At 42.7% G+C, this 18,330-nt stretch carries 17 protein-coding genes and 1 tRNA gene; 14 read left to right on the top strand and 4 right to left on the bottom strand.

Annotated features, from left to right (window positions below; all coding sequences use genetic code 11):
* The first annotated feature begins 67 nt into the window (after window positions 1-67).
* From ABDW02_RS15480 to ABDW02_RS15425, 12 genes are all read left to right on the top strand, one after another.
* Window positions 68-1,297: a Glu/Leu/Phe/Val dehydrogenase dimerization domain-containing protein gene (locus ABDW02_RS15480; RefSeq protein ID WP_343636061.1), complete on the top strand. Its 1,230-nt coding sequence runs from the start codon at window positions 68-70 to the stop codon at window positions 1,295-1,297.
* 92 nt (window positions 1,298-1,389) lie between these two features.
* Window positions 1,390-2,577: a Na+/H+ antiporter NhaA gene (gene nhaA, locus ABDW02_RS15475; protein WP_343636059.1), complete on the top strand. Its 1,188-nt coding sequence runs from the start codon at window positions 1,390-1,392 to the stop codon at window positions 2,575-2,577.
* Between the two features lie 239 nt (window positions 2,578-2,816).
* Window positions 2,817-3,557 (top strand): MotA/TolQ/ExbB proton channel family protein, encoded by a 741-nt coding sequence (locus ABDW02_RS15470; protein ID WP_343636057.1) that lies wholly within the window; start codon window positions 2,817-2,819, stop codon window positions 3,555-3,557.
* On the top strand, window positions 3,548-3,943 hold the full coding sequence (locus tag ABDW02_RS15465) for a biopolymer transporter ExbD (RefSeq protein ID WP_343636055.1): 396 nt from the start codon (window positions 3,548-3,550) through the stop codon (window positions 3,941-3,943). The genes ABDW02_RS15470 and ABDW02_RS15465 overlap by 10 nt, the downstream gene beginning before the upstream one ends.
* 20 nt (window positions 3,944-3,963) lie before the next feature.
* Entirely contained in the window at window positions 3,964-4,710 is a 747-nt protein-coding gene (locus tag ABDW02_RS15460) for a hypothetical protein (RefSeq protein WP_343636053.1), read from the top strand.
* An 89-nt stretch (window positions 4,711-4,799) separates the two neighbouring features.
* A complete protein-coding gene (locus ABDW02_RS15455) occupies window positions 4,800-5,573 on the top strand; it encodes a hypothetical protein (protein WP_343636051.1) in 774 nt (257 codons plus the stop codon).
* A gap of 77 nt (window positions 5,574-5,650) precedes the next feature.
* Window positions 5,651-6,598, top strand: coding sequence for a hypothetical protein (locus ABDW02_RS15450; RefSeq protein ID WP_343636049.1), 948 nt, complete (start codon window positions 5,651-5,653; stop codon window positions 6,596-6,598).
* A gap of 5 nt (window positions 6,599-6,603) precedes the next feature.
* Window positions 6,604-7,848, top strand: a complete 1,245-nt coding sequence (locus ABDW02_RS15445) for a folylpolyglutamate synthase/dihydrofolate synthase family protein (RefSeq protein WP_343636047.1) — start codon at window positions 6,604-6,606, stop codon at window positions 7,846-7,848.
* A 121-nt stretch (window positions 7,849-7,969) separates the two neighbouring features.
* A tRNA-Val gene (locus ABDW02_RS15440) sits at window positions 7,970-8,047 on the top strand.
* 160 nt (window positions 8,048-8,207) lie between these two features.
* The gene (locus ABDW02_RS15435) at window positions 8,208-8,519 is read left to right on the top strand and encodes a GIY-YIG nuclease family protein (RefSeq protein ID WP_343636045.1); all 312 of its coding nucleotides are present in this window, start codon (window positions 8,208-8,210) and stop codon (window positions 8,517-8,519) included.
* 208 nt (window positions 8,520-8,727) lie between these two features.
* Window positions 8,728-9,147, top strand: coding sequence for a MauE/DoxX family redox-associated membrane protein (locus tag ABDW02_RS15430; RefSeq protein WP_343636043.1), 420 nt, complete (start codon window positions 8,728-8,730; stop codon window positions 9,145-9,147).
* 111 nt (window positions 9,148-9,258) lie between these two features.
* A complete protein-coding gene (locus ABDW02_RS15425) occupies window positions 9,259-11,742 on the top strand; it encodes a PEP/pyruvate-binding domain-containing protein (protein ID WP_343636041.1) in 2,484 nt (827 codons plus the stop codon).
* A gap of 67 nt (window positions 11,743-11,809) precedes the next feature.
* Here ABDW02_RS15425 and ABDW02_RS15420 read toward each other — a convergent pair whose 3' ends face one another.
* The 3 genes from ABDW02_RS15420 to ABDW02_RS15410 form a co-directional block, all read right to left on the bottom strand.
* Complete coding sequence (locus ABDW02_RS15420) at window positions 11,810-12,241, bottom strand: MarR family transcriptional regulator (protein ID WP_343636039.1); 432 nt, start codon at window positions 12,239-12,241, stop codon at window positions 11,810-11,812.
* 55 nt (window positions 12,242-12,296) lie between these two features.
* On the bottom strand, window positions 12,297-12,638 hold the full coding sequence (locus tag ABDW02_RS15415) for an AraC family transcriptional regulator (RefSeq protein ID WP_343636037.1): 342 nt from the start codon (window positions 12,636-12,638) through the stop codon (window positions 12,297-12,299).
* Between the two features lie 433 nt (window positions 12,639-13,071).
* The gene (locus tag ABDW02_RS15410; RefSeq protein ID WP_343636035.1) at window positions 13,072-14,361 is read right to left on the bottom strand and encodes a TCR/Tet family MFS transporter; all 1,290 of its coding nucleotides are present in this window, start codon (window positions 14,359-14,361) and stop codon (window positions 13,072-13,074) included.
* A gap of 202 nt (window positions 14,362-14,563) precedes the next feature.
* On the opposite strand from ABDW02_RS15410, the gene mnmD reads away from it, so the two are divergent.
* Together mnmD and tpx are read left to right on the top strand one after the other, a co-directional pair.
* Window positions 14,564-15,235, top strand: a complete 672-nt coding sequence (gene mnmD / locus ABDW02_RS15405; RefSeq protein ID WP_343636032.1) for a tRNA (5-methylaminomethyl-2-thiouridine)(34)-methyltransferase MnmD — start codon at window positions 14,564-14,566, stop codon at window positions 15,233-15,235.
* Window positions 15,236-15,290: 55 nt separating this feature from the next.
* Window positions 15,291-15,788 carry a thiol peroxidase gene (gene tpx / locus ABDW02_RS15400; RefSeq protein WP_343636030.1) on the top strand — a complete coding sequence of 166 codons (498 nt, stop codon included), beginning with the start codon at window positions 15,291-15,293 and terminating at the stop codon, window positions 15,786-15,788.
* A gap of 56 nt (window positions 15,789-15,844) precedes the next feature.
* Here the strand turns inward: tpx and ABDW02_RS15395 are convergent, their stop codons facing one another.
* Complete coding sequence (locus tag ABDW02_RS15395) at window positions 15,845-18,292, bottom strand: outer membrane beta-barrel family protein (RefSeq protein WP_343636028.1); 2,448 nt, start codon at window positions 18,290-18,292, stop codon at window positions 15,845-15,847.
* Between the last annotated feature and the right edge of the window lie 38 nt (window positions 18,293-18,330).

The following is an 18,330-nucleotide window of genomic DNA, read 5'->3' as shown; positions in this document are numbered from 1 at the left end:
ATGCTGAAAGAGCAATAATGCCTACTTTTACACCTCAATATTTGAATGATCCAACGAATAAGTTAATATGAAAGATTTACTTCACAAGTTTGAAAATAAGCGCCCGGAAATCGTTTTCGAGTGGAAAGATGCTGAAACTGAAGCAGAAGGATGGGTAGTTATTAATTCTTTACGTGGCGGAGCTGCCGGAGGTGGTACCCGTATGCGTGTAGGTTTGGACAAACGTGAAGTAGAAAGTCTTGCAAAAACGATGGAAGTAAAATTCACCGTTGCAGGGCCTCCGATCGGCGGAGCGAAATCCGGAATTAACTTTGACCCGAAGGATCCGCGTAAAGAAGGCGTTTTGAGACGCTGGTACGCTGCCGTTACCCCGCTTTTGAAACATTATTACGGAACAGGTGGTGATTTGAACGTGGACGAAATCCACGAAGTGATTCCGATTACGGAAGATTGCGGGATCTGGCATCCGCAGGAAGGTGTTTTCAACGGACACTTCCAACCGAGAGAAGCTCAAAAAATCAATCGTATCGGTCAGTTGAGACAAGGTGTTTTGAAAGTGATCGAAGACAAACAATACAGCCCGAGCGTAGAAAAGAAATACGTAGTTGCCGATATGATCACTGGATATGGTGTAGCTCAATCGGTTGCTCATTACTACGACATTTGGGGCGGTGACCTGAAAGACAAGAAAGTGATCGTTCAGGGTTGGGGAAATGTGGCTTCGGCAGGAGCATATTACCTGGCGCAATCCGGAGCTAAGATTGTAGGAATCATTGACCGTGTAGGTGGTTTGATCAACGAAAACGGATTCACATTTGAAGAGATCAAAGAATTGTTCCTGACTAAAAAAGGAAACGAGATCGTACACCCGGATTTGAAATCATTTGACGAGATTAATGCAAAAATCTGGGATATCCGCGCAGATGTATTTATTCCATGTGCTGCTTCCCGTTTAATTACACAGGAACAGGTAGAACGCATGATCAAATCAGGAGTGCAGGTGATTGCTGCAGGGGCAAATGTTCCGTTCGCAGACAAAGAGATTTTCTTCGGACCAATTGCTGATTACGCAGACAATCATATTTCCGTGATCCCGGATTTCATTTCGAACTGCGGAATGGCACGTGTGTTTGCTTATTTGATGAGCAACGACCTGAAAGAACTGACGGATAAAGGAATTTTCGAAGATACGAGTACTATTATCGGTGATGCATTGAAAAAAGCGCATGCAAAAAATCCAACCAAAACGGGAATTGCAAAAGCTGCTTTCGAAATCGCCTTGAATCAGTTGGTCTAGACCAACTGATTGTTAAAGCGTTCAAAACGTTTAAATGTTCAAAATTTGAACCCTTTGAACTGTTTTAAACTTTTGGACTTCTAACAGACTTTATGACTAAACGAAAGCCAGACAGCAGTAGTATCTTCAAAAAGTTTTTTGAAAGTGAAAAATCAAGTGGTTTAACGCTGATTGCATTTACCATTTTGTCACTCATTTTAGCCAATTCTTCCGTTCAGCATTCCTACATCGAATTTTGGGAAACTCCGATTGCCGGCTTGAAAATCGAACATTGGGTCAACGACGGCTTCATGGCTGTCTTCTTCCTCCTGGTCGGACTGGAGCTCAAGCATGAATTCACGGCCGGGGAACTTTCTTCCGTGAAAAAAGCTACACTGCCCATTTTCAGCGCAGTTGGAGGAATGCTGGTGCCTGCAGGGATTTTTGTAATCCTGAATTGGGGCAAATCCACTGTTTCCGGTTTCGGTATTCCGATGGCCACAGATATTGCCTTTGCCCTGGGAGCTCTTTCCCTGTTGGGAAATAAAGTCCCGCTTTCCATCAAAGTTTTCCTCACAGCACTGGCTGTAATCGATGACCTCGGGGCAATCGTGGTGATTGGAGTTTTTTACACCAAAACCATCTTCTGGCTGAACTTCGGAATAGCGATCGGAATCTTCATCGGGTTAGTAATCCTCAACAAACTAAAAGTACGCTCGCTTTGGATCTACCTTCCTTTGGGAATCGCCATGTGGTATTTTATGCTTCATTCAGGGATTCACGCAACTATTTCAGGAGTTTTACTCGCATTTACCATTCCTTCTTTCAGCAACTCCCATTCAAAATCACCGGCAAACCGCTTGCAACAAGCTTTACACTACCCTGTTCCGTTTATTATTCTTCCGCTGTTTGCGTTGGTAAACACAGCTGTTCCCATTAGCCCGGATTGGAATACTGCGTTGTTTGAGCCTGTCAGCCTTGGAATCATTTCAGGACTGGTAATCGGCAAACCAATCGGGATTTTTCTATTCACCTGGTTGTCCATTCGTTTCAAATTTGCCGAAAAACCAAAAGGAACTACCTGGAACCAGTTGTTTGGCGTTGGAATATTGGGCGGAATCGGTTTCACCATGTCTATTTTCGTGACCATTCTTGCATTTACAGATCCGGAAATTGTCACCAATTCCAAATTTGCCATATTGGTTTCATCCCTGATAGCAGGAATGATCGGTTATACCTGGTTGCGAATCAGTTTCCGGGATCGCAAAAAAAATAACCGGCCCCTGGTCCGACAAAACTAGAATTCGCGTTTTAACGAACTTCAACAAGCAACATAAGGTTCCGGAATTCTATTCCACAAAACTATCTCCGACCTTGTAACCAAATCCGCTTACACTGCTTATTCTAAGTATACACGCGAATCACAAAATCCCCACTCCTATAAACAAAATACTGTGAATATCTCTTTAAAAGAAGGGAAAATCATCTGTTAATGGGGCGTATTTTTGGAAATTGATTCATGTATTCATTTATAAACCAGATGAGAAAAGCAGCAATATTTACCATTTTATTCTTGGCAACTCCGTTGTTGAGCTTGGCGCAAATCGTTAAAGACAGCGTACCGGAGGCTGAAGAAAAAGCAGCAAAAGCAGGTGAAAAAATCACGGCATTGGAGTTCGTAATGAAAGGTGGTGTGTTCATCATTCCCATCATCATTTTGTTGTTCTACACCCTGTATGTGGTGATTGAGCGCTACCGCTACATCAAACGCATGTCTGTATACAATTCCAATTTGTTGAATGATATCCGGATGAATTTGGAGAAAGGAAATATCCAGGATGCATTGAATACCGTGCAGCGCGACCAAAGTGCTTACGGTTCTGTTGTTGCAGAAGGTATCCAAACAATCGGAAGGCCGGTTTCCGAGATCGAGTCCAATATGGATAAGGTTGCCAATATCGAGATCGGTAAAATGGAAAAAGGAATGGGAACGCTAGGATTGGTTGCGGGTATCGCTCCAACTTTCGGGTTCATCGGTACCATTGCGGGGGTAATTAAGATCTTCTACAACATTTCCATTTCTGAAAACGTAAGTATCGGTAACATCTCCGGTGGTTTATATGAAAAAATGATTAGTTCCGGTGCCGGATTGGTCGTAGGTATCATTGCCTACTCCGCATATCACATCCTGAATGCGATGATCGACAGCTATGCCCTGAAAATCCAGTCAACGAACTTAGGATTTATTAATATCATTCAACGTCCCGGAAAATGGCAATAAAACGCAAAAAACGCTTTCATGCGGGAGTAGAATCCTCCTCCATGAGTGATATCATGTTCTTCTTGCTTTTGTTCTTCCTCATTATCTCAACATTGGCAAACCCGAACGTGATCAAAGTTCCGCTGCCGGATGCAAAAGAAACGGATACGAAAGTGGGATCACATCTGACTTTGACTGTAACCAGTGATAAAAAGTATTACCTGGATAAAGACGAAGTAGCGCCACAGGATCTGGAAGTACGCTTATTACAGGAAACAAAATTGCGAAAAGATGAAACCGTAGTGCTTCGTCCTGCGTATGACCTGGATGTTCAGGAATTGATAGACTTATTGCAGCTTGGATTGAAACACCAATTGAAGTTTGTAATTGCTACCAAAGCCGGATAGTCAGTTAAAAACCAGGAATTATGGACTTCAGTGTTGAAACAGAGAAAGCGATCCGGTTAAAAGATCGCAAAATAGCCGGAATCGTAGCATTCACGGCTTTTGGTTTATTACTAGCCCTGCTTTATTTCATCGGATATCATATTTCGAATCCGCCGCTTTCCAAACCTGCGGCATACAAAGAAATGGCTTTCATTCCGCTCGATCCGCAAATTTTGGAACAGGTGCGCCAGGGAAGCCAATCGGGAACTCCGGCAAAGGCCAGCAAAACGGAAATAACTCCTTTACAAACGGAACGAATACTGACTGCAGCAAACAGTTCTGCACACGTCACATCGGGAAATTCCACTATCACGAATACGAATGTCCCGAATAATAATCCATCAAGTGCAAAGCATGTGAGTGACAATCCGTTCGGAACGGGAGGAATAAATGATGGAACTCACCGCGATTATCGCACAAACGGTATTTGGGATACACAAAACGAAGATTCAAAACCGGCAGAAAAAGTCAAGCGCTACCTCATTACTCAACCCAACACAAATTCCATTCAGTCGGATGAAAACTGTAAGATCGTTCTTTCGGTTTTGGTTGATCCGGATGGAAATGTTGTAGGAAGCCCGGTCTTTACCAAAGGAAATTCCACTACAAATGATATGGTTTTAATCAACCAGGTGATTTATGTAGTAAAGAGCCAGGCGCAGTTTAATAAAATAAAAGGAACTAGAAACACGAAAGAGGTCATTGCGATTCGTATTACAGCGAACTAGCTTTGCTAAAAGTCATTAAAAAAATGAACGATTCCGCGATTGAGTGGTAACTTAGTTAAAATACAAATCCGGAAAACAACAAGAAAAACATGGAAGAATTTGCATTTGAAGTAGTAAAAGCTGAAGAGATCAAAGATCGCAAGGTTGCAGGAATCATTGCAATATCTGCATTTGCGCTTTTGTTGGCAATCCTTCATTTTCTGGGATACCGCATTCCTACCCCTCCGCTTCCCGAACAATTATTGTATAAGGACATGGAAATGGAATTGGTTCCTGTTGAACTCCAGCAATTGCCAACCGGTACAGGTGGTGGAGGTTCCGGAACTCCTACGAAAGCAGAAAAAGCAGAAAATACTCCGGAACAAATGGAAGAATTGCTGACACAAAGTTCCAGCAGTTCGCATGTAAAATCCGGCGGTTCCAATCACACCAATACCACCAAACCCAACAACAATCCCCCAAGCGCACAGCACGTTAGCGATAATCCATTCGGGACAGGCGGAAGCGGCGGCGGATCGGGAACGGGAAATGGCCACGGAATCGGGAATGACGACGGAAACGGAAATGGCCCGGGTTCAGGTGGGGACGGTAGCGGTGGAAATGTCAGACGGTTCCTGGTACAGCAGCCGAATACCAATAACATTCAATCCGACGAAAACTGTAAGATCGTATTGTCAGTTTTGGTAGATCCGAGCGGGGAAATCATCGGGAAACCGACTTTCATCAAGAATGGCTCCACAACAAACGACATGGTTCTGATCAACCAGGTTATCAACGTCGTAAAAGAACAGGCACGATTCAACAAAGTGTCCGGATCCAGAAATGTGAAGGAGGCAATCGTTATCCGGATCAGTGCCAATTAGTTTTCGTTAAAGTCGTTTAAAAAACTGTTTTCTTCGTTTTTTACTTGTAGATTTAGGTTGGTTTACTAAGAGGTTTTATGTTATTCGTATATATTCTGTTTATACTCATTATTATTTTTTCACTCTACCAATATGTAGACAATAGTGAATGGGAAGAATTTCACGCGAAAAATTTCAAAACTATTTTCGAACACCGGAATAAACGTTACGGCGCTTACCAGACAAGAACCCGCCAGCCGGTCATAATGATGTATGTTCTTCTGGGTTCTGTTGCTTTGGGAATAGGTTCGATTTACACCAAAACGATCATCGATAACTACGAGGGTTTAAATGAAATGTCTTTCAGCGAAGTTTCCGATACAACACAGTTCAGTTTAAATAATCAGAATGTAAAAGAAACACCACCCAAACAATTCAATTACGAGGGTGAAAACGGTGACGGGCTTCCGGAAGCGAAAGAAGGCGGGGAAATTCGTGAGGATCGTCCGGAAACGACGGAAGCTTCTTCCAAACCGAAATCCCAGCCGGAACAATCCAAACCCCAAACAACGGAAGAATCTGTTCTGGACTTCGAAAAAAAGCAATTCGAACTCACAGGCGGGGCAGCTGAGCGCGAAAAAATCCAGAAAGAAATGGATAAGCGCAAAAGAGAACGTGAAGAGAAAAAAAGACAGCAGCAAAAACAGGATGGCGGTACCGGAAGGCCTGCGGGAGAAAATTCCGGTACAAGTGGAAAAAACCTTGCCGAATGGAATGTAAACGGACGCAAACCGCTTCAGAACAACCCGGATTACATCAAAGTTCCCGGTTATATGTGCGGCAGATCCATCACCGAAAAAGTCGTTGTAAAAGTTAAGGTTAATTCAAACGGTGACGTTTACTGGACGCAATCCCTTGCACCCGATGGAGCCAATCCATGCTGCGTGGAACAGGCATTGAGCTATGCCAAAAAATCCCGTTTCGAATATTCTGAAAAACCCATTGAAGAAGGTACTATTACCTATTATTTCAAGCCGCAACAATAATTAAAATGAACTATACTGAAACCATCGACTGGTTGTTTCAACAATTCCCGGCTTATCACAATTTGGGAGCACAAGCCTATAATCCCGGATTAAAAAACATCGAAGAATTGAGTGCTTTTTTCGGAAATCCTGAAAAAGAAATGCGCTTCATTCATGTCGGCGGAACAAACGGAAAAGGTTCCGTATCGAATATGCTGGCATCCATCCTGACGGAAAGCGGAGAAAAAACCGGCCTGTTCACTTCTCCTCACTTGTTTGACTTTACGGAACGGATCCGCATCAATGGCAAACCGGTAGACGAACAATTTGTGATTGAATTTTGCGAAAAAGTAAGAAATCACTCCTGGAATATTCAACCTTCCTTCTTTGAGATTACCTGGATGATGGCGCTTGCCTTTTTTCGTCAGAATAATTGTTCGATAGTCATTGCAGAAGTTGGTCTGGGCGGAAGATTAGACGCCACAAACATCATTCAGCCGCTTATTTCCGTGATTACGAACATCGGGCTCGACCATGTCAACATATTGGGTGATACGCGCGCAAAAATAGCGTACGAAAAAGCCGGGATTATCAAAAAGCAAACTCCGGTCGTATTGGGAGAAAAAGATTCCGAAACTTTCCCTGTTTTTGAAACGAAGGCAAAAGAAATGGAATCGCAGATCATTCTTCCCGAACCGAACATTTCATTACCGAAAGAAATCATCGGTTATCAGGTCGGAAATTACGGGATCGTATCGGCAGTTTGTGATTACCTGGAAACACTTGGTTTTACGGTTGATCAATCCACACGTGAAAAAGGAATTCAGAACCTGAAAAAAAATACCGGTTTCTTCGGTCGTATGGAAGTAATCGCACAGGAACCGTTAACGATCGTTGACTGCGCACACAATGCCGAAGGGATCCATGCCTTGTTCAATTCCATTCAGGAGATTAATAAAGGAGCACTTCATTGCATCTACGGCACCAGTTCCGACAAGGATTTGGATGCCATTTTAAAGGAATTTCCGGAAAACGCCCATTTTTACTTCACTCCTTTTTCCAATCCAAGAAGCATCCGGATCGAAGATTTGAAAGAAAAAGTGGATTCGAGAATAGAAAAAAAACTTTTTTTTAATTCTCCGTTAACAGCATTCAAACAAGCGCAAGAATCTGCAAACAAAGCGGATACGATTTTAATTTTCGGTTCTTTCTTTTTGGTCCACGATTTTTTTGAAGTTTTTTTTCAAAAAGGGCTTGCCGAAACGAAATAATGCCTTATATTTGCACTCGCAATCGGGAAACAACGGTTAACCGGAAAAGCAAAAAACAGGAAAATTGGTTCAGAGCATTCCGATTAAAATCGGAAGGGTCGGGAATCAAAATCCCAAAATTGGGAGATTAGCTCAGTTGGTTCAGAGCACCTGCCTTACAAGCAGGGGGTCGGGGGTTCGAATCCCTCATCTCCCACCACCACGAAAGTAGAAAAAGGTCATTCCCTTATTAGGAATGACCTTTTCACTTTGTGGTAGGTGGGTCCGTAGTGATGGCGGAACGACATCTACTGCGGAAATCACACAAATAATTCTTCTGTCATTTTAAAATGGTTAAGTAATTTTAATTATCTTAAAGTATGACACAACCACTTCCTTTTTGTACTTATGTTTTGTTTAGCGAAAAAGACGCAATGCTATATATTGGATACTCATCTAACCTGGAGAACCGATTAAAAAGTCACAATTATGGAAACGTAAAAAGTACTTCAAATAGAAGACCATTGAAACTGATCTTTTGTGAATTCTATCTCTTCGAGAAAGATGCAAGAAACAGAGAAAAATATTTTAAAACCACTGCCGGAAAAAAAGCGATCAAATTAATGCTTAGATCAACGTTATATACTTTAGGGTATGCCGAAAAGGTAGCTTTCATTTTTGAAGAAGATTAACTAGATTTTTTTTTCAATGTAAACGCAAACTCTTTCTGTTTTTTTCTTTTTGCAGCGTGTGAGAAGATGGTGGAATCCCGCTTCAAAACCCTGATTGAACTTTGGACGGATAATTAATCGACTTCTTCTCTTTCAGATTTTTTTTGGGGAATCCCGATAAAAAAAGGTAACTTGATTTCATACAAACTAGTTGATACGAATAATCACTATGAAAACATCCAACTTTCAAAATGTTATGAGGATCTTGCTTGGAGCGTTTATGCTATTGGCAGGTATTGGTCATTTAACCTTTCAACGGACGGAATTCCAGGCCCAGGTTCCGAGTTGGCTTCCCGATAATCCGCATTTTATAGATTTTGTGGTCGTTGCTTCCGGAGTCGTTGAAATTATTTTGGGATTAGCGATGATATTCTGGGTCAAACAAAAAATAAAGGTTGGGATCGTTTTAGCTATTTTCTACGTGCTGGTCTTTCCCGGGAACATATCGCAATACACGAATGGAATTGACGCATTTGGGTTGGATACCGACCTAAAACGGTTGATTCGCTTATTCTTCCAGCCCGTACTGATTTTATGGGCGCTTTGGTCAACCGGAGTATTCAGAGCAAAAATGAAAACGAGAACGTGAAATGAGTTTAGATTTCATTCTCATTCTCATTCTCATTCTGTTTTCGTACCTTGCCTCCAACTTATCACCCAATTCATTCGTCTTCAACCAGAGAACCTTTAAATCACACGTATGAAATTAGTTACCATCCTGTTTTTTCTCTTACTTGTTCAAATCGCTTTTGGACAACAGGTTCCTATTCAGAGCTACACTGTGGATGTAAAAGGACAGGTCCGTCTGGAAGTGAATTCAACAAGCGGAAAGTACTACCTGCTGCAGGTAAAACATCATCCGGATTCGGCATTTGCCCTGGCGACTTCCATGACTTTGGGTCAAACCGGTACAACGATTATTACAGAACCTTTGAGGGCTTATCCGCTCAATCATTACCAGGTATTGGAATACGACCAAAGCAATCCGATGGATTCGGACCAGGACGGAACGAACGATCTGGAAGAATTTAACGCTATGCCTTCAAAAGGTCCGTTGAATGCTGCGCCCACACTTTCTTCCGAACATGCATTAGTAACCCTCAATACGATTGCTGCTTTTCATACGGTATCCACGGAAGAAAACGGAACTCCCTGGGTCGAATACCTGAATGATGTGGAATACACCAAGTTCATCATTCTCGATTTTTATACTACTCAGCCGAAGATTTATTTCATCAATAGCAATAATTACGACCTGCATGCCGATTTTGCCGCTTACCTGGGAATCAATCACCTCTCCCCGACTCTGGTAAAAGGACAATTGATTTACAATCCACATATTCTTTCCTCAAACGGAACTTTGGGCACTTATGCTTTCAATTTCACGAACAACGAAGCAAAACCGTTTGCCGTTGTGCAGCGAACCCAGGAACTGCTTGCCGCAAACATGCCTTACCTAAGCAATAACCTGTCTTATTTTATTACGGAGAATAACGAACAGGATTACCAGGACAACAGTGCTTTGTATCAAAATTCGCGGGTGCCGGTTTTATTTGAATCCGATGTATATGCCGGGATCAATTACTGGGGACTGCACCAGGCTGAGGGCTACGGATTTTTCCGGTTGATGGCGCCGGGAGAAGTTCCGGATTCCAGGGATATTGTGCTGTACGAAGCACTTCCCAATTCGCTGCCACGTGTCGGCGGAATCATTTCTTCGGTGATACAAACACCGCTTTCTCATGTAAATCTGCGGGCTATTCACGACAACGTTCCGAATGCTTTTATCCGGGATCCATTATTGAATGACAGTATTTCAAATCTCCTGGGGCATTACATCTATTTCAAGACTAATCAAAGTTCGTATGAACTCCGCGAAGCTACTTTGGAAGAAGTCAATGCCTGGTTCGAAAGCAAACGTCCGGCCAACGAACAAACTCCTCCGTTGAACCTGTCTTACAAATCCATTCTTCCGCTGGATGCTATTTCCTTTGGAATGTATGACGGATTCGGTGCGAAAGTGGCCAATGTTGCTACCATGAGAACCTTTGGTTTCCCGGAGGGAACAATTCCGGACGGTTTTGGAGTACCGTTCTATTTTTACCAGGAATTCATGAAATACAATGGTTTCTTCGACGAGATCACCTCCATGATGCAGGATTCTTCCTTTATGGCAGACCGGAATGTCCGTGACACACGTTTAGAAACCTTACGTGATGCGATCGAGGACGCAAACATGCCGGCCTGGATGATGGACAGTCTGACAATCATGCAAAACTCTTTTCCTTCCGGAACTTCTATACGCAGCCGTTCCAGTACCAACAATGAAGACCTTCCCGGATTCAGCGGTGCCGGCTTGTACGATTCCAAAACCCATCATCCGGACGAAGGACACATTTCAAAAACGATCAAGGAAGTGTATGCCAGCCTGTGGAACCTTCGCGCTTTTGAAGAACGGGAATTTTACCGTGTGAACCATTTCAAAGCTTCCATGGGCGTATTGTGTCATCCTAATTTTGATGATGAGCAAGTAAACGGAGTTGGCGTAAGTGCCGATCCGGTATACAACACAGAAAACACTTTTTACCTGAATTCGCAATTAGGAGAAGAATTAATTACGAACCCGGAAAATACGTACCCGGAGGAACTATTGCTGAAGCGCTATCCGGACGGGAACGACAATTATTCCGTGATTCAATATTCCAGTTTGCTGGATGTGGACACTTTGTTAATGAACGATGTGCAATTGGATTTACTTCGTCAGTATTTGAGCGTGATCCACGACCGGTTTGCCCTTTTGTACAATGCGGTTGGCAATTCTACTTTTGCCATGGACATCGAATACAAGATCGACAGCACGAATCAATTGGTGATTAAACAAGCGCGGCCATGGGTTTCCTACGTTCCGTCAATTGCTGCGAAGCCGGTAGGATCTTTCAATTGTAATTTTGCGCTATTCCCGAATCCGGCGCAGGACCTGATTCACATTGCCTGTGAAGATTGCGGGATTGTGAGGATCCGTATTGCGGATATGAAAGGAAGTCTTGTACTGGATAAAATCATGGAACAAGCCGAGAACTGGAACCCGGAGGTTTCGATCGGACATCTTCAGAACGGGCTTTATTTCATCAGCGGGTTTATGGACGGTGCGGTTTGCAAAACGCTGAAATTCATCAAACACTGACTCCTTAAAAAGAAAAATCCCGACATCAGTTAATGATTGCCGGGATTCAAACTAATAAGAAGGGCACCTATTTTTTGCAATTGCTTGCAATCTGGGTCATAACCTTCGTAGTAATTTGCATTTCTTCCTGAGTTAATCCGCTCAATGCCGTAGCACGGTTGCTCGGAATTACCTCGTCCATCGCCTCCATAGCGTCCAGCGCTTTTTGGGTTACCAAAATATCCATTTTGCGTCGATCAGATTTATTGATCTTGCGTTTCAGGTACTTTGATTCCACCAACAGGTTAATCATTCGGTTGACAGACGCTGCATCCTTAAAAACCAATTCCGAAATCTCATTTTGCTGAATCCCGGGATTTTCAATCAAACATCGAATTACCAGCCATTGGTCAATGGTGATTTGATGTCCCAAAGATCTCAAACGAGCCTGCGCAAATTGGCGATAAGTACGGATCGCCCTGTCGATCTTGTAAAAGATTATCGATTCTAGTTTTTCCACTTGAATAAAATTGTTGTAGTACATAAGATAAATTGAGTTATTGATATAACGTCAATTACTCACTGTAAGTTGCATTCCGTGGACAAAATCCGTGAATTCTTTTAAAAGCCTTGCTGAAAGAAGCCAAATCTGCATATCCGAAAATGGAACTGATTTCCGTCCAGGTGTACCGATCCTGCATATGCAACTCCCTGGCTTTCTCCATTTTAATTGTGCGGAAATAGCTTGCAGGCCCGATTCCCATGTATGCCTTGAAACTTTTGTTCAATTTTGATACTGAAAAGCCGATCATCCGTGCATGCTTCGCCACATCGAAGTTCTCCTGCGGATGTTCATTCATGTAAGTAATCAATTTATCGATCGCCTTACTGTCTTCCGGATGCAAAATCTTATTCATAGCCAATGGATTACCTAAACAAAGGTAATGATTGATACATCAATTAATAGACCGTAGTCATTTTATATGACCACTTGTCATTCATTCTGAACCGCTTACAAATTCGGGTAAAAACAGACAACAAAAAACCAACTGAAAACGCTGATTTTTGGTGAAACAATTAAACACAAAGGATATGATTCAATGGTTTTCACATCAAATAAGCATTATCGATCTTTTTGCAATTTTCGGTAAAAAATAACTCCAGATATTTCTTCGGGTCGCTGCTCGTTCCTTACTCCTGATTCCACTCAGGAGAGCACATGGAGATATAGAGTACGGTTAGGTAATATAAGTTAAAATGTTTCAGCATTTAAACAAAGCAAAGGGACGAAAGCAATCCGGAGAAAGTCAGCTTTGATAGCTGAGTAAATTAAAGAGAAAACCCCGCTATCTAGCTAGCGGGGCTTTTTTCATTTTCGATCGTTTCCTCATCGATTTCCTCATCCAACAATTCAGCATTGGCTTTAAATGCAATCTTACTGAACACGTAACGCAATAAAATCAGTGCTATAACTGCCAGAGCAGCGGCAACAAAAAACGGTGATCCGTAAAAAACCGGATTCTTCTCAGCCAGTGGAACCGATTTATAGAAAATCCACATCATAAATATCGGGCCGGTCATTTCTGCCAGACTCATCAATGAAGTGAAGATGCCTTGTAATTCTCCCTGCTCATTATTTTTCACCTGGCTTGAAACCAGTGACCGCACACTCGGATCTACAATTCCCGAAAATGCGTAAGGTAAAATAATGATGTACATCATCCATCCGTAAGGGATCAAACCGATTCCGACCGTGACCACGCTTAGAATGACCAAACCGAGTGTGGCCGCTCCTTTTTCGCCCAACTTCTTCACAATCGGCCCGGACAATGCTCCCTGGACCAATCCGAAACAAACACCGACTACAGCCAGTGAAATTCCAACTGCCTGCTCGTCCCATCCGTAGCGCGCCATGGTGTAGTAATTCCACACCGAATGAATGGCCATGTTGGACAACAAAACGATAAATGTGACTACAAACAATCCTCTGTATTTCGGAAAATGAACGATCTGTTTAATCGCCCCGATCGGATTAGCACGTTTCCATTCAAATGCCCTGCGTTCGGATACCGGCAAAGATTCTTTCAAAAAGAGCAATCCGTAAAGGAAGTTTAATAAGGATAAACACGCTGCAACCATGAAAGGAACACGCAATCCGAATCCAGCAGCAATTCCTCCGATTGCCGGCCCGATGATAAAGCCGACACCAAATGCCGCACCGATCAACCCGAAATTCTGAGCCCGATTCTTATCGGTCGAAATATCCGCAATGTATGCCGCAGCAGTGGTAAAACTTGCCCCGAACATTCCCGAAACAGCTCTCCCCAGGATCAGCCACGCCAAATTCGGCGCGAAAAACATGAAAACATAATCCAATCCAAGTCCTAAAAGGGACATCAGAATGATCGGCCGGCGCCCGTAGCGGTCACTCAGGTTCCCGATCAACGGTGAAAAAAGGAACTGCATCGCTGCATAAGTAGCCAATACAATCCCGGAATACTTGGATGATTCCTTGATTGTTAAATGGGTAGCATCAGCAATCAAACTCGGAAGGGAAGGAATGATGATTCCCAAACCGATACAATCGATACAAATGGTAATTAAAATAAAAATTAAGCCTTTGGTCTGTTTTTCACTCATGCCGCAAAATTAAGGATTCATTTCCGTTGAGAAAAACCGGAAGTTTAATTTTAGGTAAACTGTGGATTTAGGAGTGTAAATGGCGTTGAAAATGGAGAATTTAAAATTGAAAAGGGGTAAGACAATTCCTGAACTTGTAAATTTTCCGATCTCTCCCTTTTAACTTGTCAATTTTCAATTTTCAATTAATTAGCTTTGCAGCATGAAACGCGAATTGGTAAAAACTGCAGATGGTTCAACGACAATCTATCTTCCGGAGTGGAATGAGCATTATCATTCGAGTCACGGGGCTTTACAGGAAGCGCAACACGTTTTCATCAAACACGGACTCAATCCGAAATCAGAGGATTACCTGACAATCTTTGAAATGGGTTTCGGAACGGGATTGAATGCCCTTCTCACCTATTTCGCTTCCGAAAAACGCAATCAGTACATTCATTACATCGCATTGGAAGCTTTCCCGCCAAAAGCTGAGGAAATCGAAGGAATGAACTACACTTCCTTTACTACGGACGAAGAAGCTTTGGAAGTATTCAAAAAAATGCACCGGGTGGACTGGAACATTCCGCGGGAAATTTCGGAACACTTTGTATTGGAAAAGGTGGAGAAACAAATCCAGGACCTGGAACTGGCGAACGAATCGATCGATTTGTGCTATTACGATGCATTTGGCCCGCGGGTACAACCGGAATTGTGGACTGCCGAAATCTTTCAAAAAATTTACGATTGGCTGAGCCCGGGAGGAGTTTTGGTGACTTACTGTGCCAAAGGACAAGTTAAGCGCGACCTGAAATCCGTTGGATTTGAAGTGATTTCACTGCCTGGCCCTCCGGGAAAACGGGAAATGACGAAGGCAATTAAAAATTCAAAATGATGAATTCAAAACTGCGAATTAAGCAGTACTTTTAAATACTCAAAAACACAATAAAATGGCAAACACAACATTAGGAGGAAATCCTGTACACACTAACGGTGACTTACCGGCAAAAGGATCACATGCAGCAGATTTTTCATTGGTAAACACGGACCTGGGAACGGTTTCACTGGACAACTACAAAGGAAAAAAACTGATCTTAAATATCTTCCCGAGCATTGATACGGGAACATGTGCAGCTTCTGTGCGTGAATTCAACAAGAAAGCTTCTTCCCTGGAAAACACTACTGTATTGTGTATTTCCCGCGATCTTCCTTTCGCTCAGAAACGTTTTTGCGGAGCAGAAGGAATTGAAAACGTGGTAACACTTTCTGATTTCAGAGATGGTGCCTTCGGGAAAAACTACGGATTGCACTTGCTGGATGGCCCGTTACAAGGATTGCTTGCAAGATCAGTGGTTGTTTTGGATGAAAATCACGATGTTGTTTATACGGAATTGGTTCCGGATATTAAAGATGAACCGGATTACGAAGGAGCATTGGCTGCTTTATAAGATTCACACTAGTTTAAATAAATCCCGTTTGGCCAGGCTGAGCGGGATTTTTTTATTTATTCACCTCCTACATTTGGCAGGTTCAGTCCTTCCGACTCGTTTTTCTCAACCCTTCCGAAAGAATAGGAAACTTTAAACCAAATAATGCGTGTGTCCTGTTTGGAATAGCTATTCATTTCGATATTGGGAAATGAAACGCGGTTGTTGCTTTGATCCTTATTGAAGATATCCTCAAAAGAAACGGATGCTTTTAATTTTTTATCGTAGAACTCCCGGCTGAAAGTCACATCCAATGCCGAACGGTTCCTGACAAATTCATAAATCTGGTAATTTCCCTTTCCGGTTAAATAGTACTCCACATTCAGGCGGATCTTCCAGGGCAAAATAAATTGCGAATACACTCCAGCCGTCCACATTCCCTTATTCGGATTCACGTAATTATAATCCGGAATCCTGGTTTTGGTGAACGAACTGTAAAGGTACAAGAACGACATCTTATCCACTTCAACCGGCTCATCCATGAATTTTAACCCCTTGGTGAAAAGTACAAAAGGAACAGGAAGCGCCACGAAATAATTGATGGAGTTTACATCTTTATAAGTCCGGAAAGTCTGAACGGTCTGCAGGGAATTCGGTTGCGCAACCACTTCTCCCAGGTTCAAAAACTGGGAATGGGTAAAATTGACCGAAAACTGTGCATAATCGAAGAAAGTGATCTTGAACTGCGCGTTGTCATAAAAATTCGGTTTCAGCTGTGTATTCCCGCTGGAAGAACTTAAAGGATCGTAATACCCGGAATTGTTCGGATCGTATTGCGAAAAACCGGGAATACCGATTTTACGGGAATAAGTCCCGATCACATTCACCAGCGAATTCATGCGGTAAATGGCGTTGAAGGAAGGGAAGAAATTGAAATAATGATTCACCGCAGTACTCGTCACATTGGAAGCTCTTTTCAAACTGAAATTCTCAGCCCTCACTCCCGCTCCCAGCGAAACTTTCTTTCCCAGTTTTTTCTTCAGGTCCACGTATGCCGCCAGGTTATCTTCCAGGTAATTAAAATCGATAACCGAAGAATACGTTCGGTTTTCCAATATATCCGAAGAAGTATTGTTCAAATTATAGGAACCGGTGTTGTCCACATGCATCACACTGTATTTCACTCCCGTATTCACATAGAACTTGATCTTCTCAAAGGGAATTTCTGCATCGGCACGCAAATAAAACCGGTGAATATTCATGTAATAATCCAGAATGCTGAAATCCGACGTGTCCAGGATTTGCTGCGTATTACTTCTTTTGGACCGGTTCTGATAATTGGAGTAAAATGCTGTCACGTTCAGCACGCGTTTAAGGGTATCGAATTCCTGCCGGAACTTGATCATTCCTTCATTCCCCATTCCGTAATTGCGCGATTTATAAGCTGTCTGAAGATTCACGGAAGGAAGCATTCCGGGGCTTTCTGTTACGGAATTCCCTTTGATCCGGTTATCCCCGAACGAACCGTTATAATTCAGGATTAAGCTGGAACGGCGGGAAAAATTAAAGGTAATAGCCGGTTTGAAATAATAGTAACTGCTTCCCGTTTGTTCCTGCCGGTCCGAATTTAAACCGATCACCGGATTGAATGAGTTTAAAACCCGTGCCGAAGTATCCCGGCTGGAGCGTTCCATATTGGAATATCCCACCTGCATCTGCCAATTCCATTTCGACTGGCGGCCGCTTAAGACCAGAGACGGGGAAATTTTCTGGTTTTGGTTTAACCCGTAATTCAACGTAACCGTTCCTGAAAGCCATTTCGTAGGTTTACCGATGCTGTTGATATTAATAATGGCTCCGCTCACGTTTGCATCAAAAGAAGCTCCCGGATTCGAAATAATCTCTATTTTTTCAACGGAACTCGCCGGCAGGCTTTTCAATAGGCTCATCAAGTCGTCGGTAGACAAACTGCTGGGAACTCCCTCGAAATAAACCGAAGCCATTTGTCCGCCAACAGCAAATCCGCCACCTGGATACGGCATAATTCCCGGAACTTTCAAAATAGCATCATACACACTACTGATCGACAACACCGGATTATCTTTCACTAACAGCGTGGTTTTATCCGCATCGATCTCAATGAATTTTCTTGGAATTCCGGTTACCGTCACCTCATCCAGTTCCGAAACCGCTTCTTTTAGGGCCAATTCACCCAATTGGATCGTATCCGCAGTGGTTTCTTTGATCTCGAAACTTAGTAAAACGGGCTGGTACAATTGCGTTTTAATCGTGAAGGAATACACTCCTGTCCTTTTTGGAATTTCCAGCAATTGCTGGCAATCTGTAAACTGCTCTTTCAGGATAACACTGTCTTTTCCCGCAATAAGGGTTGAAAGAATAACCTGCTTGGGAACATCTTCACACGGAATGTCCTTTCCCAAAACCGAAAAACGGATCCATTGCGATTGTGCGGATAAATGAGCTGAAAAAAGCAAAAAGCAAATAAGGCCCAGGAGTCGAGTCATTACAGTGTTTGATTTGGAGATCTAAAAGTAGTATTAAT

This window comes from Fluviicola sp. (assembly GCF_039596395.1).
Classification (GTDB): domain Bacteria; phylum Bacteroidota; class Bacteroidia; order Flavobacteriales_D; family Crocinitomicaceae; genus Fluviicola.
This window is presented reverse-complemented; position numbering and strand designations above follow the sequence as displayed.

Coding starts and splice junctions, on each gene's coding strand:
- ABDW02_RS15480 (WP_343636061.1), top strand. CDS start 68: ATGAAAGATTTACTTCACAAGTTTGAAAATAAGCGCCCGGAAATCGTT.
- nhaA (WP_343636059.1), top strand. CDS start 1,390: ATGACTAAACGAAAGCCAGACAGCAGTAGTATCTTCAAAAAGTTTTTT.
- ABDW02_RS15470 (WP_343636057.1), top strand. CDS start 2,817: ATGAGAAAAGCAGCAATATTTACCATTTTATTCTTGGCAACTCCGTTG.
- ABDW02_RS15465 (WP_343636055.1), top strand. CDS start 3,548: ATGGCAATAAAACGCAAAAAACGCTTTCATGCGGGAGTAGAATCCTCC.
- ABDW02_RS15460 (WP_343636053.1), top strand. CDS start 3,964: ATGGACTTCAGTGTTGAAACAGAGAAAGCGATCCGGTTAAAAGATCGC.
- ABDW02_RS15455 (WP_343636051.1), top strand. CDS start 4,800: ATGGAAGAATTTGCATTTGAAGTAGTAAAAGCTGAAGAGATCAAAGAT.
- ABDW02_RS15450 (WP_343636049.1), top strand. CDS start 5,651: ATGTTATTCGTATATATTCTGTTTATACTCATTATTATTTTTTCACTC.
- ABDW02_RS15445 (WP_343636047.1), top strand. CDS start 6,604: ATGAACTATACTGAAACCATCGACTGGTTGTTTCAACAATTCCCGGCT.
- ABDW02_RS15435 (WP_343636045.1), top strand. CDS start 8,208: ATGACACAACCACTTCCTTTTTGTACTTATGTTTTGTTTAGCGAAAAA.
- ABDW02_RS15430 (WP_343636043.1), top strand. CDS start 8,728: ATGAAAACATCCAACTTTCAAAATGTTATGAGGATCTTGCTTGGAGCG.
- ABDW02_RS15425 (WP_343636041.1), top strand. CDS start 9,259: ATGAAATTAGTTACCATCCTGTTTTTTCTCTTACTTGTTCAAATCGCT.
- ABDW02_RS15415 (WP_343636037.1), bottom strand. CDS start 12,638: ATGAATAAGATTTTGCATCCGGAAGACAGTAAGGCGATCGATAAATTG.
- ABDW02_RS15410 (WP_343636035.1), bottom strand. CDS start 14,361: ATGAGTGAAAAACAGACCAAAGGCTTAATTTTTATTTTAATTACCATT.
- mnmD (WP_343636032.1), top strand. CDS start 14,564: ATGAAACGCGAATTGGTAAAAACTGCAGATGGTTCAACGACAATCTAT.
- tpx (WP_343636030.1), top strand. CDS start 15,291: ATGGCAAACACAACATTAGGAGGAAATCCTGTACACACTAACGGTGAC.
- ABDW02_RS15395 (WP_343636028.1), bottom strand. CDS start 18,292: ATGACTCGACTCCTGGGCCTTATTTGCTTTTTGCTTTTTTCAGCTCAT.